Raw genomic sequence first — 23,007 nt, forward strand, 5'->3', positions numbered from 1 at the left:
TACTCCGCAAATCTCTGTCGCGCCGCTTTCCCTGCGCGGTACCACTGCCTGATATCGGTTCCAGAGACCGTCCAGAGCCGTGCCGGCCTCTGTTCAGCTTTCCACTTCTATCTTTCGACCTGCGCTGAGGCTAACCACACCGCAGCGTAATCGGCTGACCATTCCCTGGCTCATAAGAACAATCAGGAGCATGTAATTCGATGTCAGACGCAAACCACTCCACTCCCGTCGTAACCCAGATGCAGGTCATCCCGGTGGCTGGTTACGACAGCATGCTCTTGAACCTGTGCGGCGCGCATGCTCCATACTTCACACGCAATCTCGTCGTGCTACAGGACAGCAGCGGACGTAAGGGGATCGGTGAGGTGCCGGGCGGCGAAGGTATCCGTAAAGCCCTCGAGCGAACCAAGGGTCTGGTAGTAGGCCAACAGATTGGCCGCTATAACCGGGTACTCAACGCTCTGAAGCATGCAATTTCCGGCGGCGCCGCCGGCCCACAGACCACGCAGCACCAGGTTACCTCCGAAGCTGAAGCAGCCGTGCTCAAGCAGCCTCATGAGATCAACCTTCGACTGGACAATGTGATCACCGCCGTCGAAGCCGCACTTCTCGACTTGCTTGGCCAGCATCTAGATGTGCCCGTGGCCGACTTGTTGGGCAGCGGCCAACAGCGCGACAGCGTGCCCATGCTGGCTTACCTCTTCTATATAGGTGACCGCACGCGCACCGACCTTCCCTACCTTGCTGGTACCGGTTCGGCTGATGACTGGTATCACGTCCGCCATCAGGAAGCTGTTACGCCAGAGGCCATCGTGCGCCTGGCCGAAGCAGCGACTGCGCGCTACGGCTTCAAGGACTTCAAGCTCAAGGGCGGCGTAATGCGGGGCAGTGAGGAGATGCAGGCTATTGCAGGGATCAAGGCTCGCTTCCCCGACGCCCGCGTCACGCTGGACCCCAACGGCGCATGGTCGCTGGCCGAGGCCATCGAACTATGTCGCGGCCAGGGCCACGTCCTTTCCTACGCGGAAGATCCATGTGGGCCGGAGAATGGCTATTCGGGCCGCGAGATCATGGCCGAGTTCAAGCGTGCCACGGGCATTCCCACCGCAACTAACATGGTTGCCACAGACTGGCGGCAGATGGGTCATTCGCTGCGTCTCGAAGCGGTAGACATTCCGCTGGCCGATCCGCATTTCTGGACCATGCAGGGTTCGGTTCGACTGGCACAGATGTGCGAGCAGTTCGGCCTTACCTGGGGCTCGCATTCGAACAATCACTTCGACGTGTCGCTGGCAATGTTCACCCACGCCGCTGCTGCAGCGCCGGGCAAGATCACGGCAATCGACACGCACTGGATCTGGCAGGAAGGCCAGGAGCGGCTCACCCGCGAACCATTGCAGATCATTAACGGAGCGGTCCAGGTTCCGGACAAGCCGGGCCTGGGTATCGAGCCGGACATGGACCGGATCATGGCCGCCCACGAGCTCTATAACCAAGTTGCCACGGGTGCCCGTGACGACGCCATGGCCATGCAGTACCTGGTCCCTGGCTGGAAGTACGATCCCAAGCAACCAAGCCTGGGTCGCTAATAAAAAGCAGACATTTTTCAACGCAAAGCGCCGCAATCAAAACCACCGGAGAGACATACAATGAAAAAAGCAATCAGCGCCTCCCTTGTTTCAGCCGTGTTTGCAACCGCCGTCAGTGGTGCATTCGCAGCCGAAACGAAATGGCCAACCCGTCCGGTACAGGTCGTCGTCATCGCGAACGCAGGCGGCGATACCGACTTCAACGCCCGCACCATGGCCAAGTACTTCACCAAGATCACTGGCAAGCCAATGGTCATCACCAACATGGCAGGTGGCGGCGGCACCATTGCGGCCGACCAGGTCAAGAGCGCTGCGCCAGATGGCAATACAATCCTCTTCACCCACACCGGCCAGATGATCGTCAACGAGGTAGCTGGCCTGACCGAAGACAGTTTCGAAGCCTTCGATGTGTCCTGCATCGCTGGCGTGGACAAGGGCGCCATCTTCGTGTCGTCCAAAAGCTCGGGCCTGACCACCCTCGACCAACTGATCTCCAAGTCCAAAGCCGAGCCCAGCTCCGTCACCTACGGCACCGAGATGGGCAGCTACTCGCACCTGCAGGGGCTGATGTTCGAAAAGCTCACTGATACCAAGCTGAAGATGGTCGATGCGGGCACCGTTTCCGAGAAGGTCGTCGCGTTGCTTGGTGGCCGAATTGACCTGGGTGGCATCAGCTATGGCTCGGTGCAGGACTATGTAGGCAACGGTGAGATGTTCGCGCTTGGCCAGCCCAACGAGGAACGCAACCCGCTGCTCGGCGACGTCAAGACGTTCAAGGAGCAAGGCGTCGACTTTGTAATGGAGAAGCCATACATCGTCGCGTTCCCCAAGGGCACTGACACTGCAATCGTTCAGAAGATGGCCAGTGTGATGAAGCAGATCACCGAAGACCCGGCTTATGCCGAAGAGCTGAAAAAAACCTTCAAGCAGCCTGTGAGCTACTACAACACCGAAGAGTCCATCGCGCTTCTGCATAAAACTCGCGAAGAGTTCATGGAGTTCAAGGACGAATTGCGCCAGGGCAAGTAAGCCTTGAGCTGCCGCCGGGCACACCAGTTGCGCCCGGCACTTCCTGCCTTAACCCATGAGGAGCCGCCCATGGATACGTATAAAAAGAAAGAGCTGGTGGTCGGCGCAGTCATGCTCTGCGCAGGCCTTTTCTACTTGATCCTGACCATGAATTTGCCTCGTAAGGGCACCATCGATGCGTCCACCGTTCCTTACGTGCTTGCCGTAGCCCTATGCCTGCTGGGCTTTCTACAGCTGCTTGGCGCGCGTAAAGCAGTGCAACCTGAAGCCGACCCGGATGAAGGCGCACCCAAGACCGTCGCCGACTACCCTACCGTCCTCAAGACGCTGGCGCTGGTCGCCATCTACATTGCGCTACTCGAGACAGTGGGCTTCCTCATCATGACCGTGTTGTATCTGTATGCGCAGTTCACTGTGCTCACTCCACACGATCAGAAGGTCAAGCATCTGTCCTATGCGATTACCGCAGTGATTGCTTCGATAGCCATCTACTTCACTTTCCGCCACGGCTTCGATCTGTTGCTTCCGGCCGGCTTTTTGGACCTATAGGAGGCCGTCATGCTCGAATTACTGCAGACAGGCTTCGGCGCCGTCTTTTCTCTCTACATATTCGTACTGATCACGCTCGGCGTCGCCGTTGGAATCGTATTTGGCGCGGTGCCGGGCCTGTCAGCAACCATGGCCATCGCCCTGTGCCTGCCACTGACGTACACCATGGGCCCTGCGGCGGGCCTGTCTTTACTCGTTGCCCTTTTTGTCGGCGCGACGTCCGGGGGACTTATCTCGGCGATCCTGCTGAAGATTCCCGGGACCCCCGCCTCCATCGCCACGACCTTCGACGGTGCGCCGATGATGGAAAAAGGCGAAGGCGTGAAGGCCCTTGGTATCGGCATTGTGTTTTCCTTTATCGGCACCCTGTTCAGCATTGCCGCACTGATCTCAATCGCACCGTGGCTGGCCAAGACGGCCCTGCGCTTCGGTCCGCATGAATACTTCGCCATTGCGGTATTTTCCCTGACCCTCATCGCGACACTTTCGGCTGGCTCGCTGCTCAAGGGCATCTATGCCGGCACCCTGGGTTTCGCGTTTTCAACAGTGGGTATCGCACCCGTAGAGGCCGTTAGGCGTTTCACTTTTGATTCGCCCAATCTCAATGCCGGCTTCGCGATGCTGACGGTGATGATCGGGATGTTTGCTGTGGCGGAGGTCATCAAGATCGCCGAGACTGGCCGCTCGGCCAACCGTACTCGCGTGCCTGATGTAAGCATGAAGAACATCAAGGGCTTCGGGTTTTCCATCAAGGAATTTTTCGGTCAGATTCCTAACGCGATCCGGTCCTCGATCGTAGGCATCGGCATTGGCATTCTGCCGGGCATCGGCGCAGGCACCTCGAATATCGTTTCGTACATCATCGCCAAGAAACGCTCCAAACACCCGGAGCGATTCGGCAAGGGCGAGCCAGCAGGCGTTGTTGCCAGCGAAACCGCCAATAACGCCGGCATCGGCAGTGCGATGATTCCGCTGATGACACTTGGTATCCCCGGCGATGCTACGACTGCGATCCTCCTCGGCGGCTTCCTGATTCACGGCATTCAGCCAGGGCCGATGCTGTTCATCAGCCAGGGGCCGCTGGTGTACACGATATTTGCAGCGCTGCTCCTCGCGTCCCTGATGATGCTCGTGCTGGAGTTCTATGGGTTGCGCATCTTCGTCAAACTGCTGGCCGTGCCCAAGCACATCCTCCTGCCTATCATTCTTGTGCTTTGCGTAGTGGGGGCGTTCGGCCTCAGCAGCCGGGTGTTCGATGTCTGGACCATTCTGCTGTTTGGCCTGATCGGTTACGGCTTCGTTAAAGGCGGGATGCCCGCGGCACCGTTCATCATCGGGTTCATCCTGGGCCCCATGGCAGAGACCAATCTGCGGCGAGGCCTGATGCTTTCGGATGGCAACTTCGTGGGCTTTCTCACCAACCCGATCTCGGCGACCTTCCTGTTGTTGGCAGTCGCGTCCGTGCTGTGGCATCTGGTCAGTGCTTTACGCGGCCGAAAAGGGTCCGTAGCCAAGCTGCAGGGGACCTGACTCACCTCTTCTCGCCCGCGCCTGCAGGTGGGTAATGAATGACAAGACCGCGCCATCAGGCGCGGTTTGTTTTTCTGCTCAGGCGCGTTTACCGACTTCCGTCTGCGCCAGTGTCCAGCCGTCGACTCGTTCATGCAGGCTCAAACCGAGCCCGGGGCGATCCGGAACGATCATCATCCCATCGCGGATCTCCAGGCGCTCGTTGAAAACCGGCTCCAGCCATTCGAAATGTTCGACCCAGGTCTGATGCTCGTAGGTTGCAGCAAGGTGCAGATGGATCTCCATGATGAAATGCGGAGCCATGATCATCCCGCGCTGTTCGGCGGCGTTGGCCACCTTCAGGAATGGGGTTATGCCACCCAACCGAGGCGCGTCGTGCATGATCACATCGACCGCCCCCGTGTCCACATAAGCCAGGGCCTCACTGGCGCTTGTGAGCATCTCTCCGGTGCCGATCGGCGTGTCGAGTTGCGCCGCCAGCGCGGCGTGGCCAGTGATGTCATGGGCATCCAGCGGTTCTTCTATCCATTCCAGAGCAAAGTGTTCGAGCTCGCGGCCCATGCGCAGCGCGGTGATGCGATCCCACTGCTGATTGACGTCGACCATCAATGGAACCTGATCTCCCAACTGCTTTCGCAAGGCTGTAATGCGGCGCAGATCAGCTTGCCTGTCAGGCTGGCCGATCTTCATCTTGATCCCGCCTATTCCGCGCTCGCGTGATTGACTCGCTTTCTCGATGACTTCTTCGATGGGGGCCTGCAGATATCCCCCTGATGTGTTGTAACAAGGCACCGCGTTGCGGTGTGCGCCCAGCAGCTTGGAAAGCGGTAAACCCGCCCGCCGCGCCTTCAGGTCCCAAAGTGCGGTATCCAGCGCCGCAATGGCTTGCGCAGCTACACCACACCGCCCAACCGATGCGCCTGCCCAGGCCATCTTGCCCCACAGCCGCGCGATGTCGTTGGGATCCTCTCCGATCAACAGCGGCGCAATCTCCTGAGCGTGGGCATATTGCGCCGGGCCGCCGGCTCGCAGGCTATAGCTGAATCCAATGCCGGCATGCCCCTGGCTGGTCTCGATGTCGGCCAACAGCAGCTGTACCGAATCCAGAGGCTTTTGCCGACCGGTCAGTACCTTGGCGTCACTCACAGCGGCGCGCAATGGCAGGCTGACGGATCTCAGTCGTATCCAGCTGATCTGTTCCTTCGAACCATGCTCACTAGCCCTGATGGTCATCTTTGTTCTCGCTCTTCTATATTGGGTTTGGTCGCCATGTCGTCATACAACGATCAATATAGATCCTCCTCTCCCGCTCTGCCTGATTCCGAGGGATGGGGTTCGACTTTAGTGGTATGTGAATGCGATGCTCCGAGCGCTAGCTTGGCACTGAGAAGCTGCACAATACCTGGCTTTCATGCCGATGATCACTGGCCTGCCGAGATTTAGTGACTGCCGACGTGAGTCACGTTTATCGATGTTGGAGTGATAGTCGATATCACAGTGCCGGGTTGACAAAATGACCAGTCCGTAGAAATAATCGAGCCAAGTCATCCGACAACCGATGACATCAAAAACAATAAGCGACGGGCATATATCAATGACAAGCACGACGACCGCTCCCACACCCTTCAATCGCCTCCTGCTGACTGGCGCGGCAGGAGGACTTGGCAAGGTGCTACGCGAATCGCTTCGCCCTTATGCCAAGATCATTCGCCTCTCCGATATTGCCGGCATGGAACCTGCCGCCGGAGAGCATGAAGAAGTAGTGCAGTGCAATCTTGCTGACAAAGCAGCAGTACACGCCCTCTGCGAAGGCGTCGATGCCATCGTGCATTTTGGTGGCGTTTCGGTGGAGCGACCCTTCGAGGAAATCCTCGAAGCCAATATCAAGGGCGTGTTTCACATCTACGAAGCGGCTCGCAAGCACGGCATCAAGCGAGTGATATTCGCCAGCTCCAATCACGTCATCGGTTTCTACAACCAGACCGAAAAGATCGACGCCGGCGTCGCCCGCCGTCCTGACAGCTACTACGGCCTGTCCAAGTCATACGGCGAAGACATGGCAAGCTTCTACTTCGACCGTTACGGCATCGAGACCGTCAGCTTGCGCATCGGCTCCTCATTCCCAGAGCCTCTGAACCGCCGGATGATGGCGACTTACCTCAGCTATCGCGACTTGACTCAACTCATCGAGCGTTCCCTGTTCACATCGAATGTCGGTCACACAGTGGTGTACGGCGCATCGGCCAACCGCGACGTCTGGTGGGACAACCACATGGCCGCCCACCTGGGCTACGAGCCCCAGGACAGTTCCGAAGTCTTCCGCGAGAAGATCGAGCAACAGCCACCCTACGAGCCTAACGACCCTGCCTTGATCTACCAGGGCGGTGCCTTCTGCGAAGCCGGCCCGTTCGAAGACTGATCGCTCCGCCACGCCGCGAACAACAAAAAGAGAATCGCAATGGCACATACAGCAGAACTGATAGTCGACGCGCAGAACGCAACCGGAGAAAGCCCAGTATGGGTCAGCTCCGAGCAAGCGTTGTACTGGGTCGACATCCCCAACCGTCAACTACTGCGCTGGAATGCATCAGACGCCTCTGTGACCAGCTGGACAGGCGATCAGATGATCGCCTGCATTGCTCGCCGCCAGGGCGATGCCAACCGCTGGATTGCCGGTATGGAAGATGGGATCTTTGACATCGTCCCGCAGGCTGACGGCACGTTACTGGCGACCCGCCTTGCCAGCGTCGAGCATGGCAACTCCAACATGCGTTTCAACGATGGCCGCTGTGACCGCCAGGGACGTTTCTGGGCCGGCACCATGGTCATGGATATGGCCGCCGGCATTCCGGCCGGTGCGCTTTACCGTTTTGACGGGTCCTCGTCCAACGATTCGCTGAATGCCCAACTGCAAGACTTCGTTGTACCCAACGGCCTGGGCTTCAGCCCTGACGGCCGTACGATGTACCTTTCTGACTCCCACCCGACTGTGCAGGCTATCTGGGCCTTCGATTACGACATCGACAGCGGCACGCCGAGCAATCGTCGCCTGTTCGTCGACATGAACCAGCATCCGGGCCGCCCGGACGGCGCGGCGGTCGACGTCGACGGCTGCTATTGGATCTGCGGCAACGATGCCGGACTGATCCACCGCTTCACCCCGGACGGTCGCCTCGATCGCTCGCTTGAGGTGCCGGTTAAGAAGCCAGCCATGTGCGCTTTCGGCGGCCCCGGCCTCGACACCCTGTTCGTCACATCCATTCGACCCGGCGGAGACCTCTCCGACCAGCCACTGGCTGGCGGCGTCTTCGCGCTTCGACCGGGAGTAGCCGGCCTGGAGGAAACCGGCTTCAGATAAGGCTTCACCCAAGGAAAGGCCCGCAGTGCCTGGCCTTGCCGCTCGCAACGCTGCACACCAACAACAACAAGACGGAGATTCACATGAACTTCAAACGCAAGTTGCTTATCGCTGCACTCCCCTTCGCTTTCTGCCTGTCGAGCGCCGCTTATGCCGACATGACTCTGAAAATCGCCGAGATTCATCCGGCCGGTTATCCGACCGTAGTCGCTCAGGAAAACATGGGCAAAAACATCGAGAAAGCCACCAACGGCGAGCTCAAGTTCCGCATGTTCTCTGGCGGCGTATTGGGCTCCGAGAAAGAGGTAGTCGAGCAGGTGCAGCTCGGTGCCGTGCAAATGACCCGCGTGAGCCTCGGTACTCTCGGGCCGGTTGTTCCGGACGTGAACGTTTTCAACATGCCGTTCGTGTTCCGCGATCACGATCACATGCGCAAGGTCATCGATGGTGATATCGGCCAGGAGATCCTCGACAAGATCACCGATTCCGAATTCAACATGGTCGGTCTGGCTTGGATGGACGGTGGCGTACGCAACCTCTACACCAAAAAGCCCGTGCGCAGCCTGGAAGACCTCAAAGGCATGAAGATCCGTGTTATCGGCAATCCGATGTTCATCGAGACCTTTAACGCTTTGGGCGCCAACGGTATCGCAATGGATACCGGCGAGATCTTCAGTGCATTGCAGACCGGTGTAGTGGATGGTGCGGAGAACAATCCACCGACGATGCTCGAGCACAACCACTTCCGCAACGCCAAGTACTACACCCTGACTGGGCACCTGATCCTCCCTGAGCCGATCGTGATCTCGAAGGCGACCTGGAACAAGCTCACGCCAGAGCAGCAGGAAACGGTCAAGAAATACGCCAAGGAAGCGCAGTTCGAGGAGCGCAAGCTGTGGGACGAGAAGTCCGCTGCGAGCGAAGCCAAGCTCAAGGAAGAAGGCGTAGAGTTCATCGAAGTCGACAAGAAGCCCTTCTTCGATGCCACCGCCCCCATCCGCGAGAAGTACGGCGCCCCTTACGCTGATCTGATCAAGCGTATCGAAGCCGTCGAGTAAGCCCGTTCCCTCTGAAAGCCTCACGGTGACGGGCCTGCCCGTCGCCGTGCTTGTGGTGAAGTCTGATGAAAAACACGCTGCTGCGCGTCAATGACGCGATCTACATGACCTGCGTATGGGTCGCGGGGCTGGCCATCGTGGTCATGTCCATGATCATCCCCTGGGGGATCTTCGCGCGCTACGTGCTAGGCACCGGTGCCGGCTGGCCTGAGCCCGTGGCCATTCTACTGATGGTGATATTCACGTTTCTAGGCGCCGCGGCCAGCTACCGGGCCGGTGCGCACATGGCAGTGAATATGTTCACTGACCGTCTCCCCCAGTACATGCATCGCCACGTCGAGACCCTGGTGCAGATCCTGATGGGCATCATCTGTCTGTTCATGACGATCTGGGGCGTGAAGCTCTGCATTGCGACATGGAACCAGTTCATGAGCACCCTGCCAACCTTGCGCGTCGGTATTGCATACGCTCCGATCCCTGTCGGTGGCGCCATCACGCTGATCTTCGTTGTCGAGCGGATGATTTTCGGCGACCAGAGCAAGCGTCGCGCCGTCGATTACGAATTCGTTGAAAGCAGCAAGGAGGCAACGTAATGGACGCGCTGGTACTTCTCGGCAGTTTTGCCGTCCTCTTTCTTCTGCGTATGCCGGTGGCGTATGCGTTGGGTCTCTCGGCGCTGATCGGCGCCTGGTGGATCGACATTCCGTTCGACGCGGTGATGATCGCCGTAGCAGGTGGCGTAAACAAGTTCTCCCTGCTGGCCATCCCGTTCTTCGTCCTGGCTGGCGCGATCATGGCCGAGGGCGGTATGTCCCGGCGCCTCGTGGCCTTTGCCGGCGTGCTGGTGGGCTTCGTTCGCGGTGGCCTGTCGCTGGTCAACATCATGGCCTCGACCTTTTTCGGCGCGATCTCGGGCTCTTCGCTGGCCGACACGGCCTCGGTAGGTTCCGTGCTGATTCCAGAAATGGAAAAGAAAGGCTATCCACGCGAGTTCTCAACAGCAGTGACTGTCAGTGGATCGGTCCAGGCCTTGCTGACGCCTCCTAGCCATAACTCGGTGCTCTACTCGCTGGCCGCCGGCGGCACTGTCTCCATCTCCTCGCTGTTCATCGCGGGCATCGGCCCAGGGCTGTTGTTGAGCGCGGTGATGATGACCATGTGCTTGATCTTTGCCCGGGCACGCAACTATCCCAAGGGCGAGGTGATTCCCCTCAAGCAGGCGCTGAAGATCTGTGTCGAGGCGCTGTGGGGGCTGATGACCATGGTCATCATCTTGGGCGGCATCCTCTCCGGGATATTCACTGCGACTGAGTCCGCGTCGATCGCCGTGGTCTGGGCGTTCTTCGTGACCATGTTCATCTACCGCGACTACAAATGGCGCGAGCTGCCGAAGCTGCTACATCGCACCGTGCGTACGCTGTCGGTGGTGATGATCCTGATCGCCTTTGCCGCGAGCTTCGGCTATATCATGACCCTGATGCAGATCCCATCGAAGATCACCACGATGTTCCTGACCCTGTCGGACAATCGCTATGTGATCCTCATGTGCATCAACCTGATGCTTCTGGTACTGGGCACCTTGATGGATATGGCCCCGCTGATCCTGATCCTGACGCCGATTCTTATGCCGGTGATCATGGGTATTGGCGTCGATCCCGTGCACTTCGGCATGATCATGCTGGTCAACCTGGGCATCGGATTGATCACGCCTCCGGTAGGCGCAGTGCTGTTCGTCGGTGCGGCCATCGGCAAGGTAACCATCGAAAACACCGTTAAGGCGCTGCTGCCCTTCTACTGTGCACTGTTCCTGGTGCTGATCGCGGTGACATACATCCCTGCGATCTCGCTCTGGCTGCCAAGCATGGTGCTATAAACGGCATCCCGTTCGGCCCTGTCGGGCTGAACGGCGTCTTTCTGTAGAACTACGCCAGCCATCTCGGCTGGCGTTTGATTTTAAGGATCTGAAGTAACGCCATGTCCGCCCCATCCGCCTCAGAATCGCCTGCTCTATTCCCGCGCCATATCGCTGTCCTGGTTCTGGTTTGCCTCGGCTGTGCATTTGCCGGCAACCATGTCGCCGCTCGTGTCGCCTTCGATGACGGGGCTGGAGTGCTGCTCGCCATCCTGCTGCGTTCGGGTGGCACGCTGATCGTGCTGGCCGGTCTGGTGTTCTGGCAACGACAAAGCATTCGCCTGGCCCCAGGTGCCTGGCGCTGGCAACTGATGCTGGGCTTGCTGATTGCCACGCAGAGCATCTGTCTGTATTCCGCGGTTGCACGTATTCCGGTTGCGCTGGCGCTGCTGGTGGCTAACGTCTTCCCGATCCTGTTGGCCCTGCTGACATGGGCCCTGGGCGGCGCGCGCCCGACCGCGCGCACTGCAATACTGATGGCTGTGATACTGGTCGGGCTGATATTCGTACTTGAGGTCCCCGCCCGTCTCGCCTCCAGCGAAGCGGCAGGCCCGGAGTGGGTACTTGGCGTCTCCCTTGCCTTCTGTGCAGCCAGCGTGTTCGCTACAGCCTTGTGGATTACCGATCACAAGTTGTCTCAGGTACGCGGCTCGGTCCGCAGCATGCTGACTATGTTGATCGTGTTCACTAGCGCCAATCTTGCGGGAGCGAGCGGATTGCTACCCGGCGGACTGTCGCTGCCTGAAAGCGACACCGGGTGGATCGCCCTGGCCGTGCTGGTTGCCCTTTACGGTGCGGGATTCATTACTCTGTTCGTCTCGGTTCCACGGCTCAATATGGCGCGCAACGCACCGGTGATGAACATCGAACCGCTGGCCACATTGATCATGGGATGGCTGGTGCTGGATCAGATGCTCGCAGCCGGTCAGATACTGGGCGGCGTCATTGTTATCTTCGGCATCGTGATGCTGACGTACAAAAAGAACCCCTGACTCGATTCCCGCTCACAAAAAAGCCATGCATCTGCATGGCTTTGGTCTTTACGTAACTCTCAATTCTCCGGCGTCTCGGCTTCTTCATGTGCCTGACGCAAGCGCTCACGGCTGTTGGTCAGATGCAGACGCATGGCTGCGCGCGCGGAATCGGCATCCTGGCGGGCTATCGCGTCGTAAATCTGTTCGTGTTCACGACCGAGGCGCTGCTGGTAGTGGGGCTGATCATCATGAGCCAGACGCGCTGAGTTGAGGCGGCTACGTGGAATAATCGCCGTTCCCAGGTGGTTCATGATGTCGGTGAAGTACCGATTGCCCGTGGCTTCTGCGATCTGGAGATGGAACTGAAAGTCGGAGACCGCTGCTTCACTGGACAGCGCCGCGCTTTGCTGCAGCGAATCGAGAAACTCACGCATGGCCGCCAGCTGCTCGGGTGTGCGCCGCAGTGCGGCCAGTCCCGCCGATTCGACTTCAAGGCTGATGCGCAGCTCCAGTATCGACAGCACATCACGCAGCGTACCTATGGTGGCCGGATCGATACGCAGCCCAGTCGTGCTTGGCGTATCCAGTACGAACGTGCCGATCCCATGGCGGGTCTCGACCAGCCCGGAGGCCTGCAGTCTTGAAATTGCCTCACGGACCACCGTACGGCTCACACCCTGCGCCTGCATGATCGCCGACTCGGTAGGCAGCTTGTCGCCGCGCTTGATATGGCCATCACGTATCTGCTGGGACAGCTCCGTCACCAACTCCTGCGCGAGGCTGCGGTGTTTTCTGCGGACACGTGGTTGGGCAATCTGGTTTTCCATGAGCACATCGATCTCGTTGAAGCCAAGTTGTCAGTATCATAGCCGAGTAGTTGTACGATAACTATCCGACCGGCGCATATTGCCAGCTGACCTTATGTCCGAAAATACGGCGCGATTTTGCCGGCTTCTATACTGCATTGGACCAAGCCATTTATCAGGAGACTGACATCATGCGCCGCACAATGCTATTCCTCGCTGCAGCCTTTATAAGCACGCCGCTCTGGGCAATGCACTGCCCCATGGACATGGCGAAGATCGATGAGCAATTGCAGTCCGACCCGCCAGCCGACCCGGCAATTCTTACTAGGGTCAAGGCACTGCGTGAGGAAGGCGAAAAGCTGCACAACGCTGGCGATCATGAAGGCTCGATCAAAGCGCTGGGCGAAGCCCAGCAGCTTCTGGACAGCTGATATGCAACGCCTGCCGATGGTGGCTCGCTAATCAACGAGCACCATCGGCGACTTCAGAGCACCGAATACGCAGCTCCTTCCGCTCGAAATTCTCCTCGCTGCTCAAGGTTTCGAATCCATCAGGGCAGACGGCCACAGCCCGAGCGTCACACTCGGATTTCCCGCTCGGCTTCGTACATACGAAAACGTATTCATCGTCGCCGTCGGGCGGTGGGACAGACTCGACGCTCGAGCACCCCGCTGTAAAGCCGGTCAATATGACCAACACAACCGACCTGAAATCAATCTTCATGGAATACCCTTGGCATTTGTAAGCAATGGCTGACGCAGCCTGGTGGATTTCGCCCATTTCTTCCGCTCTGTGACCTGCATATGCTTATTCCCAGTAGCGCAGGACGCGCAACGAGACAGGATGCTCGAATGGACCAGTCGGTAGATGCCGGCATCAAGGACAAAGGAACGAAAGAGACAAACCCTATAGCCCCGCCTAGTGCGGGGCTTTTTAATGCGCGGCGTTCAACGCGGATTCGGTGCGTCATCAAGTTCCGCGTTGTCGACGTCGACATCGGGAAGCTCATCCTGAAGCACCAAGTCGTCGTCCGAGTTCAACGGAACCGCCCCATCGTTGCGAGGCAGCTCGTCGACTCCGGCTTCGTCACCGGGATTTACATCTGTGCGCCCTGTTCCGAGCGGTGGTGGCGAACCAGGGACGACTACACCGTCATCGTCGGCGCCCGCACTGTTATTGAGCCCCTGCCGGTCATCCGCCAGACTCGCGTGCTGAGTAAGCATAAGCGTCTCCTCCCGTTGCTCTTGTATATGAGAGGTTCAGTCCGCTTCGATGTTCAGACAAGAGGCCTGCCGCTGGTCAAGAATCGCTCGCCCGCTATTAATAAATTGCCACTGCGGATCGCTGTGAACGCCCCTCGGAGTTGCACCCGGTCCGGCTGCTCGTTATAGTCCTGCGCCGCGGCCGCATGTCGCGCGATCATCCAAGCCCGGATGGCGAAATTGGTAGACGCAAGGGACTTAAAATCCCTCATCCGAAAGGGTATGCGGGTTCGATTCCCGCTCCGGGCACCAACTCCCAGCAAGCGCTGTCACCGTTATGTGGACGGCACTTTGCTCCGCTCAAAGTGCTCATCACAGAGGACGTCTGCTGATCCCCAGCTGCATCACGCAGGTTTTGCTCTGCAGCCAGCAGAGAGTCCGCGTGGCCTGCCGACTTCAATCAAGATGCCGCAAGGCCACGCAGAAGCTTGTTTAGGCCACCTTGGCCGAAGTAGGCAACTTGACTGCCCGCTGTTCATGAAACGCGACAAGGAACGTCAGCAGCACGCCTAGCGCGAACACTGCCGGGAACAGCCAGATGCTTTGCCAGTCATGCCCCTGTGGCGTCGCGAAGTGGTCGGTAACCATGCCCGCCACCCAGAATCCGATGAGCATGCCCATGCCGTACGTTGCCAAGGTGATCAGTCCTTGAGCAGATCCCTTGAAGGTCTCACCGGCTTTAGCATCGGTATAGATCTGCCCCGAGACGAAAAAGAAGTCATAGCAGATACCATGCAGCGCGATGCCGGCCACCAGCATGAACAGCAAATCACCGTTATTGCCGTAGGCAAACATGGCGTATCTCAGCGACCATGCGAGCATGCCTATCAACAGCGTTTTCTTGATCCCGAATCGTTGAATGAATAATGGCAACAACAACATGAACAGCACTTCAGAAATCTGCCCGAGGGTCATTTTCCCGGTTGGATTATCGACACCGATCTCTGCAAGAAAGGGATTCGCGTTCTGGTAATAGAAAGCCAGTGGAATGCAAATCAGCACCGAGGCAAGGAAAAACATCGCGAAACTCCGATCCTTCAAAAGTCTCAATGCGTCGAGCCCTAGCATTTCCTTGAGCCCGCCCTGCCCGCGCGTGGCAAGCGGCGGTGTGCTTGGCAGGCTGAAGCTGTAGATCCCCAGCACTGCGGACGCAATGGCGCACATCAGAAAGGTATTTCGCAGTGCACCTGCTGCAATGGACTGCTGAGCGTCCCAGCCGAACAGGAAGCTGATTGTCAGCCCAGCGACGATCCAGCCCACTGTGCCCCATACGCGGATCTTGGCGAATTCCTGCCCTGGGTCTCGCATCTGCCGAAACGCTACAGCGTTAACCAGTGCCAGCGTAGGCATGTAGATGATCATGTAGCCAAGCACGTAAGGATAAAAAGCGGCGAAATCGCTGGAGCGGTATAGCTGAAAGAGCAGTACTGCACCTACAAGGTGGAGAATTGCCAACAAGCGCTCGGCATTGAAGTAGCGGTCGGCTATCAGGCCAATCACGAATGGCGCAAGAATCGCACCCCATGATTGAGTCGAAAACGCCATGCCGATCTGACTGCCATTCGCGCCTAGATTATTTGCCAGGAAGGTGCCGAGTGTGACGAACCAACCGCCCCAGATGAAGAACTGCAAAAACATCATCAGGCTCAGCCGTACATTGAGTGTGCTCATGATCTTGTCCTTGTTTTATGCACGTTTTTAGCCGGCGAAGGCGCTTACTCAAGGCCTAACAGTCGGCGGTTTCTAGCGGCACTGCTTTCAACGCCTGCGAAGTCATCAAAGGCACGCGTCGCGCGCGTGATGAGGTGCTGCTCGATGAAGCGGGCCCCCTCTTCTGCCCCCTGCGCACCATCCTTGAGGCAGCACTCCCACTCCAGTACTGCCCACCCGTCGTAGCCGTATTGCGTCAACTTGCTGAAGATCTGCTTGAAATCGACCTGACCGTCTCCCAGAGAACGGAATCGGCCCGGGCGCTCCACCCAGTCCTGATAACCCCCATATACGCCCGATCGCGCGTCGGGCCGAAACTCGGCATCCTTGACGTGAAACATTCCGATGCGGTCGTGATAGCGATCGATGAAACCCAGATAGTCGAGTTGTTGCAGCAACAGGTGGCTTGGGTCATAAAGGATCTTCGCTCTGGAATGCTGGTCGACGGCTTCGAGGAATCGCTCAAACGACGCACCATCATGAAGATCTTCGCCCGGATGAATCTCGAAGCAGAGGTCGACGCCCGCTTCATCGAACGCATCGAGAATGGGCCGCCACCGACGTGAAAGCTCCGCAAAGCCTTCGTCTACGAGGCCTTTGGGACGTTGGGGCCAGGGATAAAGGTATGGCCACACAAGCGCGCCGGAGAAAGTTGCGTGAGCCGCGAGCCCTAGGCGCTCGCTGGCCTTCGCAGCGAGGCGGAGCTGATCGATTGCCCATTCCGTGCGGGCCTTCGGGTTGCCTCGAACCTCAATGGGTGCGAAATCATCGAAAAGCTCATCGAATGCCGGGTGAACCGCTACCAACTGGCCTTGCAGGTGGGTAGAAAGCTCACTGATCTGCACGCCAGCTTCGGCGCAAATTCCGTTGAGATCGTCACAGTAGGTCTGGCTCTCAGCCGCTTGCTTCAGGTCCAGGCACTTCGCGCCAAGGGTCGGCAATTGCACTCCTACGTATCCGAGCGAAGCCGCCCATCGGGCAAGATTCGGTAGCGTGTCGAGGGGCGCCTCGTCCCCGACGAATTGGGCGAGGAAAATCCCAGGGCCGCGGATTGCGCCCGAACTTGAAGAGTGGTGCATGAGCTTTCCTACTGTTCTGCGGCGATGAATGAGGTCCACTTGCCCTCGCTGTGATGGCTAGCAAGTACGGTTTCTATGAATGCCATGCCGCGCAGTGCCGCCTCGATCCCGGGCACAGTGGGTCGTTTACCGTTGCGGATAGATGAAGTCAGATCCGTGTAGAGATTGGCCATTGCCTCGATGTAACCCTCGGGATGTCCTGCGGGGAGGCGGAGCCGTTGTCGGGCCGCTTCGCACAGCCAGGCCTGATCAATGCCTGCACGCAGCACCTGTATAGGCCCATCGGTCTTTCGGTAGATCAGGGAGCCCGGATCTTCCTGACGCCATTCAAGGCCACCTCGATCGCCATACAGACGCAACGTCAGTGCGTTCTCTTCTCCCCCGCAAACCTGGCTGGCAATCAGAACGCCGCTTGCGCCGCCATCCGTGCGAAGCAACACGGCGCCATCGTCATCGAGCTGACGCCCCTCGACGTGCACGCCGAGATCCGCGCATAGCTGGCCGATGCGTTGCCCACTGACGAACTCGGCCAGATTGAATGCATGCACGCCGATGTCACCCATGCAGCCACTCGGCCCTGAGAGAGAGGGCTCGCCTCGCCAGGCTGCCTGCTTGTTGCCCTGTCCGGCCTGGTCTTCGCTCAGCCAACCCTGGGGATACTCCACATAGATTTTGCGTAATCGGCCGAGGGCGCCTGTCGCCACCATGTGCTGTGCCTGCCACACCATCGGATAGCCTTGGTAGGTGTGGGCCAAGCCATACAGACGTTCACTCCTGGCTAGCGTGGCCGCCAAGACCTGAGTTTCAGCAAGCGACAGGGCTGCCGGCTTTTCCGAAAACACATGAAAACCCGATTCAAGCGCAGCTCGCGCAATAGGTGCATGCAGATGATTCGGCGTGACGATGACGAGCAGTTCCAGACGTTCCTCAGCCGGCAACGCCCGCTCCCCATCCAGTAGCTGTTCCCATGATTCATAGCAGCGGTCCGCATCGACATGCAGCAGCGAAGCGGTTCGTCGATTGTTCTCCACATCACGACTGAAGGCGCCGCATACCAGTTCTGCAGATCCATCAAGGCGCATTGCCTGGAGATGAACGCGACCGATGAATGCGCCCTCACCGCCTCCCACCATGCCGACCCGTACTTTCGATCGACGGCTTGCATGCATCTCCATATCAATTCCCATACTGATGTAACCGGTTACATCGATTCAACCTAGCACTGCTTTCTGACGTGTCAAGCCAGCAATTGGATGGTCGGCAGGCTGTCATGAGGTTGTGTTGAAAACCCAGCACAGGACGAATGCGCTGCAATCCGCTTCGCTGGGTTACGCTAGCCGCTAGTCTCTGTAGTCGCGATCAACCGAGGATCTATGTCGAACATACGCAAGGTCGCCGAACTGGCAGGTGTATCGGTGGCCACCGTATCGCGCACTTTAAAAATGCCGGAGCGCGTGTCTCCGCTGACCAGGGATCGAGTGCTTGCGGCGGTAGAACAGGCCGGTTATCGGCCAAACCTCATGGCGGTGCAGTTTCGTTCGCGCAAGACCCGAAACCTGGTCGTATTGGTGCCGGTAATCGCAAATGTCTTTTTTGCCCGAGTGATCAGCGGCATTCAGGAGGCCGCGCAGGCATTCGACTATCGAGTGCTGTTATGCGACACGCTTGGGCGTGAAGAAGTTGAAGTCGCCTATGCGGAGTTAGTGCGAGCCCACCAAGCCGACGGCGTGATTCAGCTTCGCGCATTCAATCCGTTCAGCGATGCCGGCTCTGACGGCGCCTGCATGCCGCCAATGGTCAACGCTTGTGAAGTGCTGGATATCCCACCCTGCCCTACGGTGCGCCTCGACAACCGGGCTGCGGCTCGTGAGATGACAGAGCACTTGCTGGGCTTGGGGCATCGTCGAATTGGGCTGATCAAAGGCCCTCAAGGTAGCCCGCTGACTCGCGAGCGCATTGCCGGTTACGAAGATGCACTCAAGGCGGCGGGAGTAGACACAGATCCGGCGCTCATCTGCCGCGGAAATTTCACGCTTCAGGCCGGCTACGATGCCGCTGGACAGCTGCTCGCTAGCCCAGAGCGGCCAACGGCGTTTTTCTGTGAAAATGATGAGATGGCAATCGGCGCAATCAAACGCATCCGCGAGGCCGGCCTGCGTGTCCCGGACGACATCTCTGTTGCCGGTTTCGACGATATCCCCTTCGCAGCCTTTTGTGATCCGCCATTGACGACGATCGCCCAGCCAGCTGAAGCCTTCGGACGTCACGCAGTCGAGATGCTTGTGGCACAGTTCGAGCAGCACTCCCTCGAGGCAACTCACTTGGTCCTCCCCCATCAGCTGATCGTTCGAGGCAGTACGGCAGCTGTTACGCAGTGACGTTGCCTCATCAGCCAGTTCAGTAATCAGTGCTTACGCCGCAAACCTACGATAAGCCAGAACACCAACCCAAGGATGGGAAACAAGGCGATCCCCAGTGCCCACAGCGCCTTTGATCCAACAGTTCTATCACTCTTGAACACGCTGATGATCGCCAGCAGATCCAGCGCGATAACTGCGAAAGCGAGTGCAATTGCGAGATAGCTCATTACGTCCGACATTCGATGCTCTTCAATGGAATAGACACTATTAAGGCTGCGCAAGGTGTCAGTCGGTTCATTACTGGTGGCGAACGGAACACCTAGAGAAGAGACAAAAGGGCTGAGTAAAATCGCGGACATAAAAAAACCGCAAACTTTCATTTGCGGTTTTTTCATTTACTGGAGGCCGATGTCGGAATCGAACCGGCGTACACGGATTTGCAATCCGCTGCATAACCACTCTGCCAACCGGCCTCAAAACGACAACGCCGCATGTCGCGGCGCTATCGTCAACAAACTGGAGCGGGAAACGAGACTCGAACTCGCGACCCCGACCTTGGCAAGGTCGTGCTCTACCAACTGAGCTATTCCCGCATCGTCTTGGTGACGGGCGCCATTTTATAGTTTCAGCACGCCCCGTCAAGCCTTTGATTAAAAAAGTTTTTTATTTCTTTTCGGTAGGGCTGAGGTGCGGCCATGCCGCTATCAGGTAATTGACCATGGACCACAATGTCAGGCCGGCAGCGATGATCAACAAGCTGTAGCCAAGCCCTACCCATACGGTTGCGAGCGGTGGATTGGCCAGAAGAATGATGAGCGCCACCATCTGTGCGGCTGTCTTCCATTTACCGAGACTCGAAACGGCCACCTGAGCACGCGCGCCCAATTCGGCCATCCACTCGCGCAGTGCCGATATAACGATTTCCCGACCAATGATTATCGTCGCCGGAAGCGTCAGCCAGAGGTTTGCATGGTCTTCGACCAGCAGCACGAGCGCCACGGCCACCATCAATTTGTCAGCCACAGGATCCAGAAATGCGCCAAACGGCGTGCTCTGCTGAAGCTTGCGGGCAAGGTAGCCGTCCAACCAGTCGGTGATGGCAGCGATCGTGAAAACTGCGCTTGCCGCCAGGTAGCTCCATTGGAAGGGAAGGTAAAACAACAGAATGATGATCGGTATCAGCAGTACGCGTAGCACGGTAAGAATGTTTGGAATGTTCATCGATACCACTGTCCGCGGATTTAAGAGGTGATTCTACTCACTGTGCAGAGTGGCATAAATCAACTCGGCAAGCTTTTTACTGATCCCCGGTGCTTTGGCAATCTCATCGAGACTGGCGCGGCAGAGTTCTTGAAGACCTCCAAAGTGCTTGAGCAGTTCGCGACGGCGCTTCGGACCGATGCCGGGAACACCTTCCAGCGTTGAGGTAGTCCTGGCTTTTCCACGCCGCGCCCGGTGCCCTGTGATGGCAAATCGGTGAGCCTCGTCGCGCACTTGTTGAATCAAATGCAGTGCCGGGGAGTCACCGGGCAAGGTGAATTCATTTGCAGCGTCATTCAGGTAAAGGGTCTCCAGCCCGGGCTTACGTGTCACGCCCTTGGCCACACCGAGCAGGATCAATTCAGGCACGGCGAGCTCCTGCATCACTTCGCGAGCCATGTTCAACTGTCCCTTCCCTCCGTCAACCAGGAGGATGTCCGGAAGCTTACCCTCGCCTTCAGCAGCCTTCTTGAAGCGGCGTGAAAGGGCCTGATGCATCGCAGCGTAATCATCCCCTGCGGTGACGCCTTCGATGTTGTAACGACGGTAATCGGACTTGAGCGGCCCCTCCGGGCCGAATACCACGCAGGAAGCAACCGTGGCCTCGCCGCTCGAGTGGCTGATATCGAAGCACTCCAGCCGAGTGGGTAGCTCGTCCAGATCCAGCGCTTCGGCCAGTGCCTGGAAACGCGCCGCAAGGTGCTGACGGTTTGCCAGCCGCGCGCCGAGCGCCTGCTCAGCGTTGGTTAGCGCGAGCTGTTGCCACTTTGAACGAGTGCCGCGTACGCGGTGGGTGATCGTCAGGTCCACATCTCGCAGCTCTGCAATAGCGCTGATCAACGTCCCGAAGTCCTCATGGACGGCGTTGACGATCAGCTCAGACGGCAGATCGCGCTCCATGGAACTGATGTAATACTGCTCGAGGAAGGCCTGCAGTACGTCGCTGACGCTTTCCTCGATGGCGACCTGCGGGAAGAAGTTCTTGCTCCCCAACACTCGGCCGCTGCGCACGCTGATCAGATGTACGCAGGCCCCGCCGGGACTCACCACCGCTGAGACGATATCAACGTTGCCGGTTCCACCTTCCATGCTCTGCTGATCCTGGACGCGTCGCAGGATGCCGATCTGATCGCGGATCTCTGCAGCCCGTTCGAAGTCCAGGGCCATGGCGGCCTTTTCCATGTTCTTCGAAAGCTCTTCGGCGAGCGCGTTGCTGCGCCCTTCCAGAAACATCACTGAATGGCGAACGTCTTCGGCATACTCCTCGGCGCTGACCAAGTTGACGCACGGCGCCTTGCATCGCTTGATCTGATACTGCAGGCAAGGCCTGGTGCGATTTCGGTAATAGCTGTCCTCGCACTGCCGAACGAAGAAAGCCTTCTGCAGGAGGCTCAGGCTCTCTCGAATCGCACCAGCACTTGGATACGGGCCGAAGTAACGACCCTGTCCCTTCTTTGAGCCGCGGTGAATGCTCAGCCGAGGAAAATCCCCGCTTGAAAGGAATACGTAGGGGTACGACTTATCGTCGCGTAGCAGGATGTTATACGGTGGGCGCCATTGCTTGATGAGCGTTTGCTCAAGCAGCAAGGCTTCGGTTTCATTTCCAGTAATGGTGGTTTCGATCTGGGCGATCCTGGCCACCAAGGCTGAGGTCTTCGGCGCCTGACCGACTTTGCGGAAGTAACTAGCCAGCCGCTTCTTTAGATTCTTGGCCTTGCCAACGTAGAGCAGCTTGGCTTCGCCATCGAACATCCGGTAGACGCCAGGACGCCCGCTACAGGAAGCAAGAAAGGCAGAGGAGTCGAATCCGCTCATCAATTGATGGTGTCGACCATGCCGTGACGGACCGCCAGTAACGCCAGCTCTACGTCGCTGCTCACCGAAAGCTTCTCGTAGATGCGGTAACGGTAAGTGTTGACCGTCTTTGGTGACAGGCAAAGCTTGTCGGAGATCGTCTGAACCTTCTGGCAGTTGGCAATCATCAGGGCGATCTGTATCTCACGTTCGGAGAGCAGATCGAATGGCGAGCCATTGACCTTCGGCTGAAACGACTTCAGTGCCAGCTGCTGGGCGATCTGCGGACTGATGTAGCGCTGTCCGGCAAAAACCATGCGGATGGCCTGAACCATCTCGTCGAGGGCGGCGCCCTTGGTCAGGTAGCCAGCGGCGCCCGCTTGCAACAGCCGGGTGGGAAAAGGATCTTCTTCGCAGATGGTGACCGCGATGACCTTGATATCAGGGTGGCTGCGCAGAAGCTTACGTGTGGCTTCAAGCCCCCCGATCCCGGGCATCTTCACATCCATAAGCACGACGTCCGGCTTGAGCTCGCGCGACTTCTTGATCGCGGCTTCGCCGGATTCCGCCTGACCGATAACCTGCAGGCCATCGATATCAGCGAGCATTCGGGATATGCCTGTGCGTACCAGATCGTGGTCATCGACCACCAGCACCCTAATCAAGCAGACACCTCTTTTGTGCAAATTCAAAGCTGGCTGGCTGCTCGCTTCAATAAGCGGCGAACTCTAACAAAA

22 protein-coding genes and 3 tRNA genes are annotated in these 23,007 nt (G+C 58.1%); 13 read left to right on the top strand and 12 right to left on the bottom strand.

Features of this window, described 5'->3' with window-relative positions; genetic code table 11:
- Nucleotides 1-200: 200 nt before the first annotated feature.
- The 4 genes from EA797_RS14720 (at nucleotide 201) to EA797_RS14735 (ending at nucleotide 4,697) form a co-directional block, all read left to right on the top strand.
- Entirely contained in the window at nucleotides 201-1,589 is a 1,389-nt protein-coding gene (locus EA797_RS14720; RefSeq protein ID WP_122166514.1) for an enolase C-terminal domain-like protein, read from the top strand.
- Between the two features lie 60 nt (nucleotides 1,590-1,649).
- Nucleotides 1,650-2,618, top strand: a complete 969-nt coding sequence (locus EA797_RS14725) for a tripartite tricarboxylate transporter substrate binding protein (RefSeq protein WP_122166516.1) — start codon at nucleotides 1,650-1,652, stop codon at nucleotides 2,616-2,618.
- Nucleotides 2,619-2,687: 69 nt separating this feature from the next.
- Nucleotides 2,688-3,167, top strand: coding sequence for a tripartite tricarboxylate transporter TctB family protein (locus tag EA797_RS14730; protein ID WP_122166518.1), 480 nt, complete (start codon nucleotides 2,688-2,690; stop codon nucleotides 3,165-3,167).
- Nucleotides 3,168-3,176: 9 nt separating this feature from the next.
- Nucleotides 3,177-4,697, top strand: a complete 1,521-nt coding sequence (locus EA797_RS14735; protein WP_122166520.1) for a tripartite tricarboxylate transporter permease — start codon at nucleotides 3,177-3,179, stop codon at nucleotides 4,695-4,697.
- Nucleotides 4,698-4,775: 78 nt separating this feature from the next.
- On the opposite strand, the gene EA797_RS14740 is transcribed toward EA797_RS14735, so the two are convergent.
- Complete coding sequence (locus tag EA797_RS14740; protein ID WP_122166522.1) at nucleotides 4,776-5,930, bottom strand: L-talarate/galactarate dehydratase; 1,155 nt, start codon at nucleotides 5,928-5,930, stop codon at nucleotides 4,776-4,778.
- Nucleotides 5,931-6,291: 361 nt separating this feature from the next.
- Here EA797_RS14740 and EA797_RS14745 point away from each other — a divergent pair, with 361 nt between their 5' ends.
- The 6 genes from EA797_RS14745 (at nucleotide 6,292) to EA797_RS14770 (ending at nucleotide 12,017) form a co-directional block, all read left to right on the top strand.
- Entirely contained in the window at nucleotides 6,292-7,116 is an 825-nt protein-coding gene (locus EA797_RS14745; RefSeq protein ID WP_122166524.1) for an NAD-dependent epimerase/dehydratase family protein, read from the top strand.
- Between the two features lie 39 nt (nucleotides 7,117-7,155).
- The gene (locus EA797_RS14750) at nucleotides 7,156-8,055 is read left to right on the top strand and encodes an SMP-30/gluconolactonase/LRE family protein (RefSeq protein ID WP_122166526.1); all 900 of its coding nucleotides are present in this window, start codon (nucleotides 7,156-7,158) and stop codon (nucleotides 8,053-8,055) included.
- An 83-nt stretch (nucleotides 8,056-8,138) separates the two neighbouring features.
- On the top strand, nucleotides 8,139-9,113 hold the full coding sequence (locus tag EA797_RS14755) for a TRAP transporter substrate-binding protein (protein ID WP_122166859.1): 975 nt from the start codon (nucleotides 8,139-8,141) through the stop codon (nucleotides 9,111-9,113).
- Between the two features lie 65 nt (nucleotides 9,114-9,178).
- On the top strand, nucleotides 9,179-9,706 hold the full coding sequence (locus EA797_RS14760; protein ID WP_122166528.1) for a TRAP transporter small permease: 528 nt from the start codon (nucleotides 9,179-9,181) through the stop codon (nucleotides 9,704-9,706).
- A complete protein-coding gene (locus tag EA797_RS14765; RefSeq protein ID WP_122166530.1) occupies nucleotides 9,706-10,986 on the top strand; it encodes a TRAP transporter large permease in 1,281 nt (426 codons plus the stop codon). The genes EA797_RS14760 and EA797_RS14765 overlap by 1 nt, the downstream gene beginning before the upstream one ends.
- 101 nt (nucleotides 10,987-11,087) lie before the next feature.
- Nucleotides 11,088-12,017 carry an EamA family transporter gene (locus EA797_RS14770; RefSeq protein WP_122166532.1) on the top strand — a complete coding sequence of 310 codons (930 nt, stop codon included), beginning with the start codon at nucleotides 11,088-11,090 and terminating at the stop codon, nucleotides 12,015-12,017.
- Nucleotides 12,018-12,076: 59 nt separating this feature from the next.
- Here the strand turns inward: EA797_RS14770 and EA797_RS14775 are convergent, their stop codons facing one another.
- A complete protein-coding gene (locus tag EA797_RS14775) occupies nucleotides 12,077-12,826 on the bottom strand; it encodes a FadR/GntR family transcriptional regulator (RefSeq protein ID WP_122166534.1) in 750 nt (249 codons plus the stop codon).
- Between the two features lie 170 nt (nucleotides 12,827-12,996).
- On the opposite strand from EA797_RS14775, the gene EA797_RS14780 reads away from it, so the two are divergent.
- On the top strand, nucleotides 12,997-13,236 hold the full coding sequence (locus tag EA797_RS14780) for a hypothetical protein (protein ID WP_122166536.1): 240 nt from the start codon (nucleotides 12,997-12,999) through the stop codon (nucleotides 13,234-13,236).
- Nucleotides 13,237-13,752: 516 nt separating this feature from the next.
- Here the strand turns inward: EA797_RS14780 and EA797_RS14790 are convergent.
- Entirely contained in the window at nucleotides 13,753-14,028 is a 276-nt protein-coding gene (locus EA797_RS14790) for a hypothetical protein (protein WP_244214126.1), read from the bottom strand.
- Between the two features lie 204 nt (nucleotides 14,029-14,232).
- Between EA797_RS14790 and EA797_RS14795 the strand changes: the two genes are divergently transcribed.
- Nucleotides 14,233-14,319 (top strand) — tRNA-Leu (locus EA797_RS14795).
- 180 nt (nucleotides 14,320-14,499) lie between these two features.
- Here EA797_RS14795 and EA797_RS14800 read toward each other — a convergent pair.
- From EA797_RS14800 to EA797_RS14810, 3 genes are read right to left on the bottom strand one after another with little or no spacing between them, the layout of a single operon-like run.
- Entirely contained in the window at nucleotides 14,500-15,738 is a 1,239-nt protein-coding gene (locus EA797_RS14800; protein ID WP_122166540.1) for a nucleoside permease, read from the bottom strand.
- Nucleotides 15,739-15,782: 44 nt separating this feature from the next.
- Nucleotides 15,783-16,856 (bottom strand): sugar phosphate isomerase/epimerase family protein, encoded by a 1,074-nt coding sequence (locus EA797_RS14805; RefSeq protein ID WP_122166542.1) that lies wholly within the window; start codon nucleotides 16,854-16,856, stop codon nucleotides 15,783-15,785.
- Between the two features lie 8 nt (nucleotides 16,857-16,864).
- Entirely contained in the window at nucleotides 16,865-18,031 is a 1,167-nt protein-coding gene (locus EA797_RS14810; protein ID WP_244214127.1) for a Gfo/Idh/MocA family protein, read from the bottom strand.
- Between the two features lie 198 nt (nucleotides 18,032-18,229).
- On the opposite strand from EA797_RS14810, the gene EA797_RS14815 reads away from it, so the two are divergent.
- Entirely contained in the window at nucleotides 18,230-19,234 is a 1,005-nt protein-coding gene (locus EA797_RS14815) for a LacI family DNA-binding transcriptional regulator (protein ID WP_122166544.1), read from the top strand.
- A gap of 26 nt (nucleotides 19,235-19,260) precedes the next feature.
- Here the strand turns inward: EA797_RS14815 and EA797_RS14820 are convergent, their stop codons facing one another.
- The 6 genes from EA797_RS14820 to gacA all read right to left on the bottom strand — a co-directional run bounded on the left by EA797_RS14820 (nucleotide 19,261) and on the right by gacA (nucleotide 22,935).
- The gene (locus EA797_RS14820; RefSeq protein WP_425275581.1) at nucleotides 19,261-19,443 is read right to left on the bottom strand and encodes a PLDc N-terminal domain-containing protein; all 183 of its coding nucleotides are present in this window, start codon (nucleotides 19,441-19,443) and stop codon (nucleotides 19,261-19,263) included.
- A gap of 172 nt (nucleotides 19,444-19,615) precedes the next feature.
- Nucleotides 19,616-19,689 (bottom strand) — tRNA-Cys (locus tag EA797_RS14825).
- A gap of 44 nt (nucleotides 19,690-19,733) precedes the next feature.
- Nucleotides 19,734-19,809 (bottom strand) — tRNA-Gly (locus EA797_RS14830).
- A gap of 70 nt (nucleotides 19,810-19,879) precedes the next feature.
- The gene (pgsA, locus tag EA797_RS14835; RefSeq protein WP_122166546.1) at nucleotides 19,880-20,437 is read right to left on the bottom strand and encodes a CDP-diacylglycerol--glycerol-3-phosphate 3-phosphatidyltransferase; all 558 of its coding nucleotides are present in this window, start codon (nucleotides 20,435-20,437) and stop codon (nucleotides 19,880-19,882) included.
- A 33-nt stretch (nucleotides 20,438-20,470) separates the two neighbouring features.
- Entirely contained in the window at nucleotides 20,471-22,291 is a 1,821-nt protein-coding gene (gene uvrC, locus EA797_RS14840; protein ID WP_425275578.1) for an excinuclease ABC subunit UvrC, read from the bottom strand.
- Complete coding sequence (gene gacA, locus EA797_RS14845) at nucleotides 22,291-22,935, bottom strand: response regulator transcription factor GacA (RefSeq protein WP_122166549.1); 645 nt, start codon at nucleotides 22,933-22,935, stop codon at nucleotides 22,291-22,293. The genes uvrC and gacA overlap by 1 nt, the downstream gene beginning before the upstream one ends.
- Between the last annotated feature and the right edge of the window lie 72 nt (nucleotides 22,936-23,007).

The sequence above is a fragment of the Stutzerimonas zhaodongensis genome (assembly GCF_003696365.1).
In the GTDB taxonomy this organism is placed as follows: domain Bacteria; phylum Pseudomonadota; class Gammaproteobacteria; order Pseudomonadales; family Pseudomonadaceae; genus Stutzerimonas; species Stutzerimonas zhaodongensis.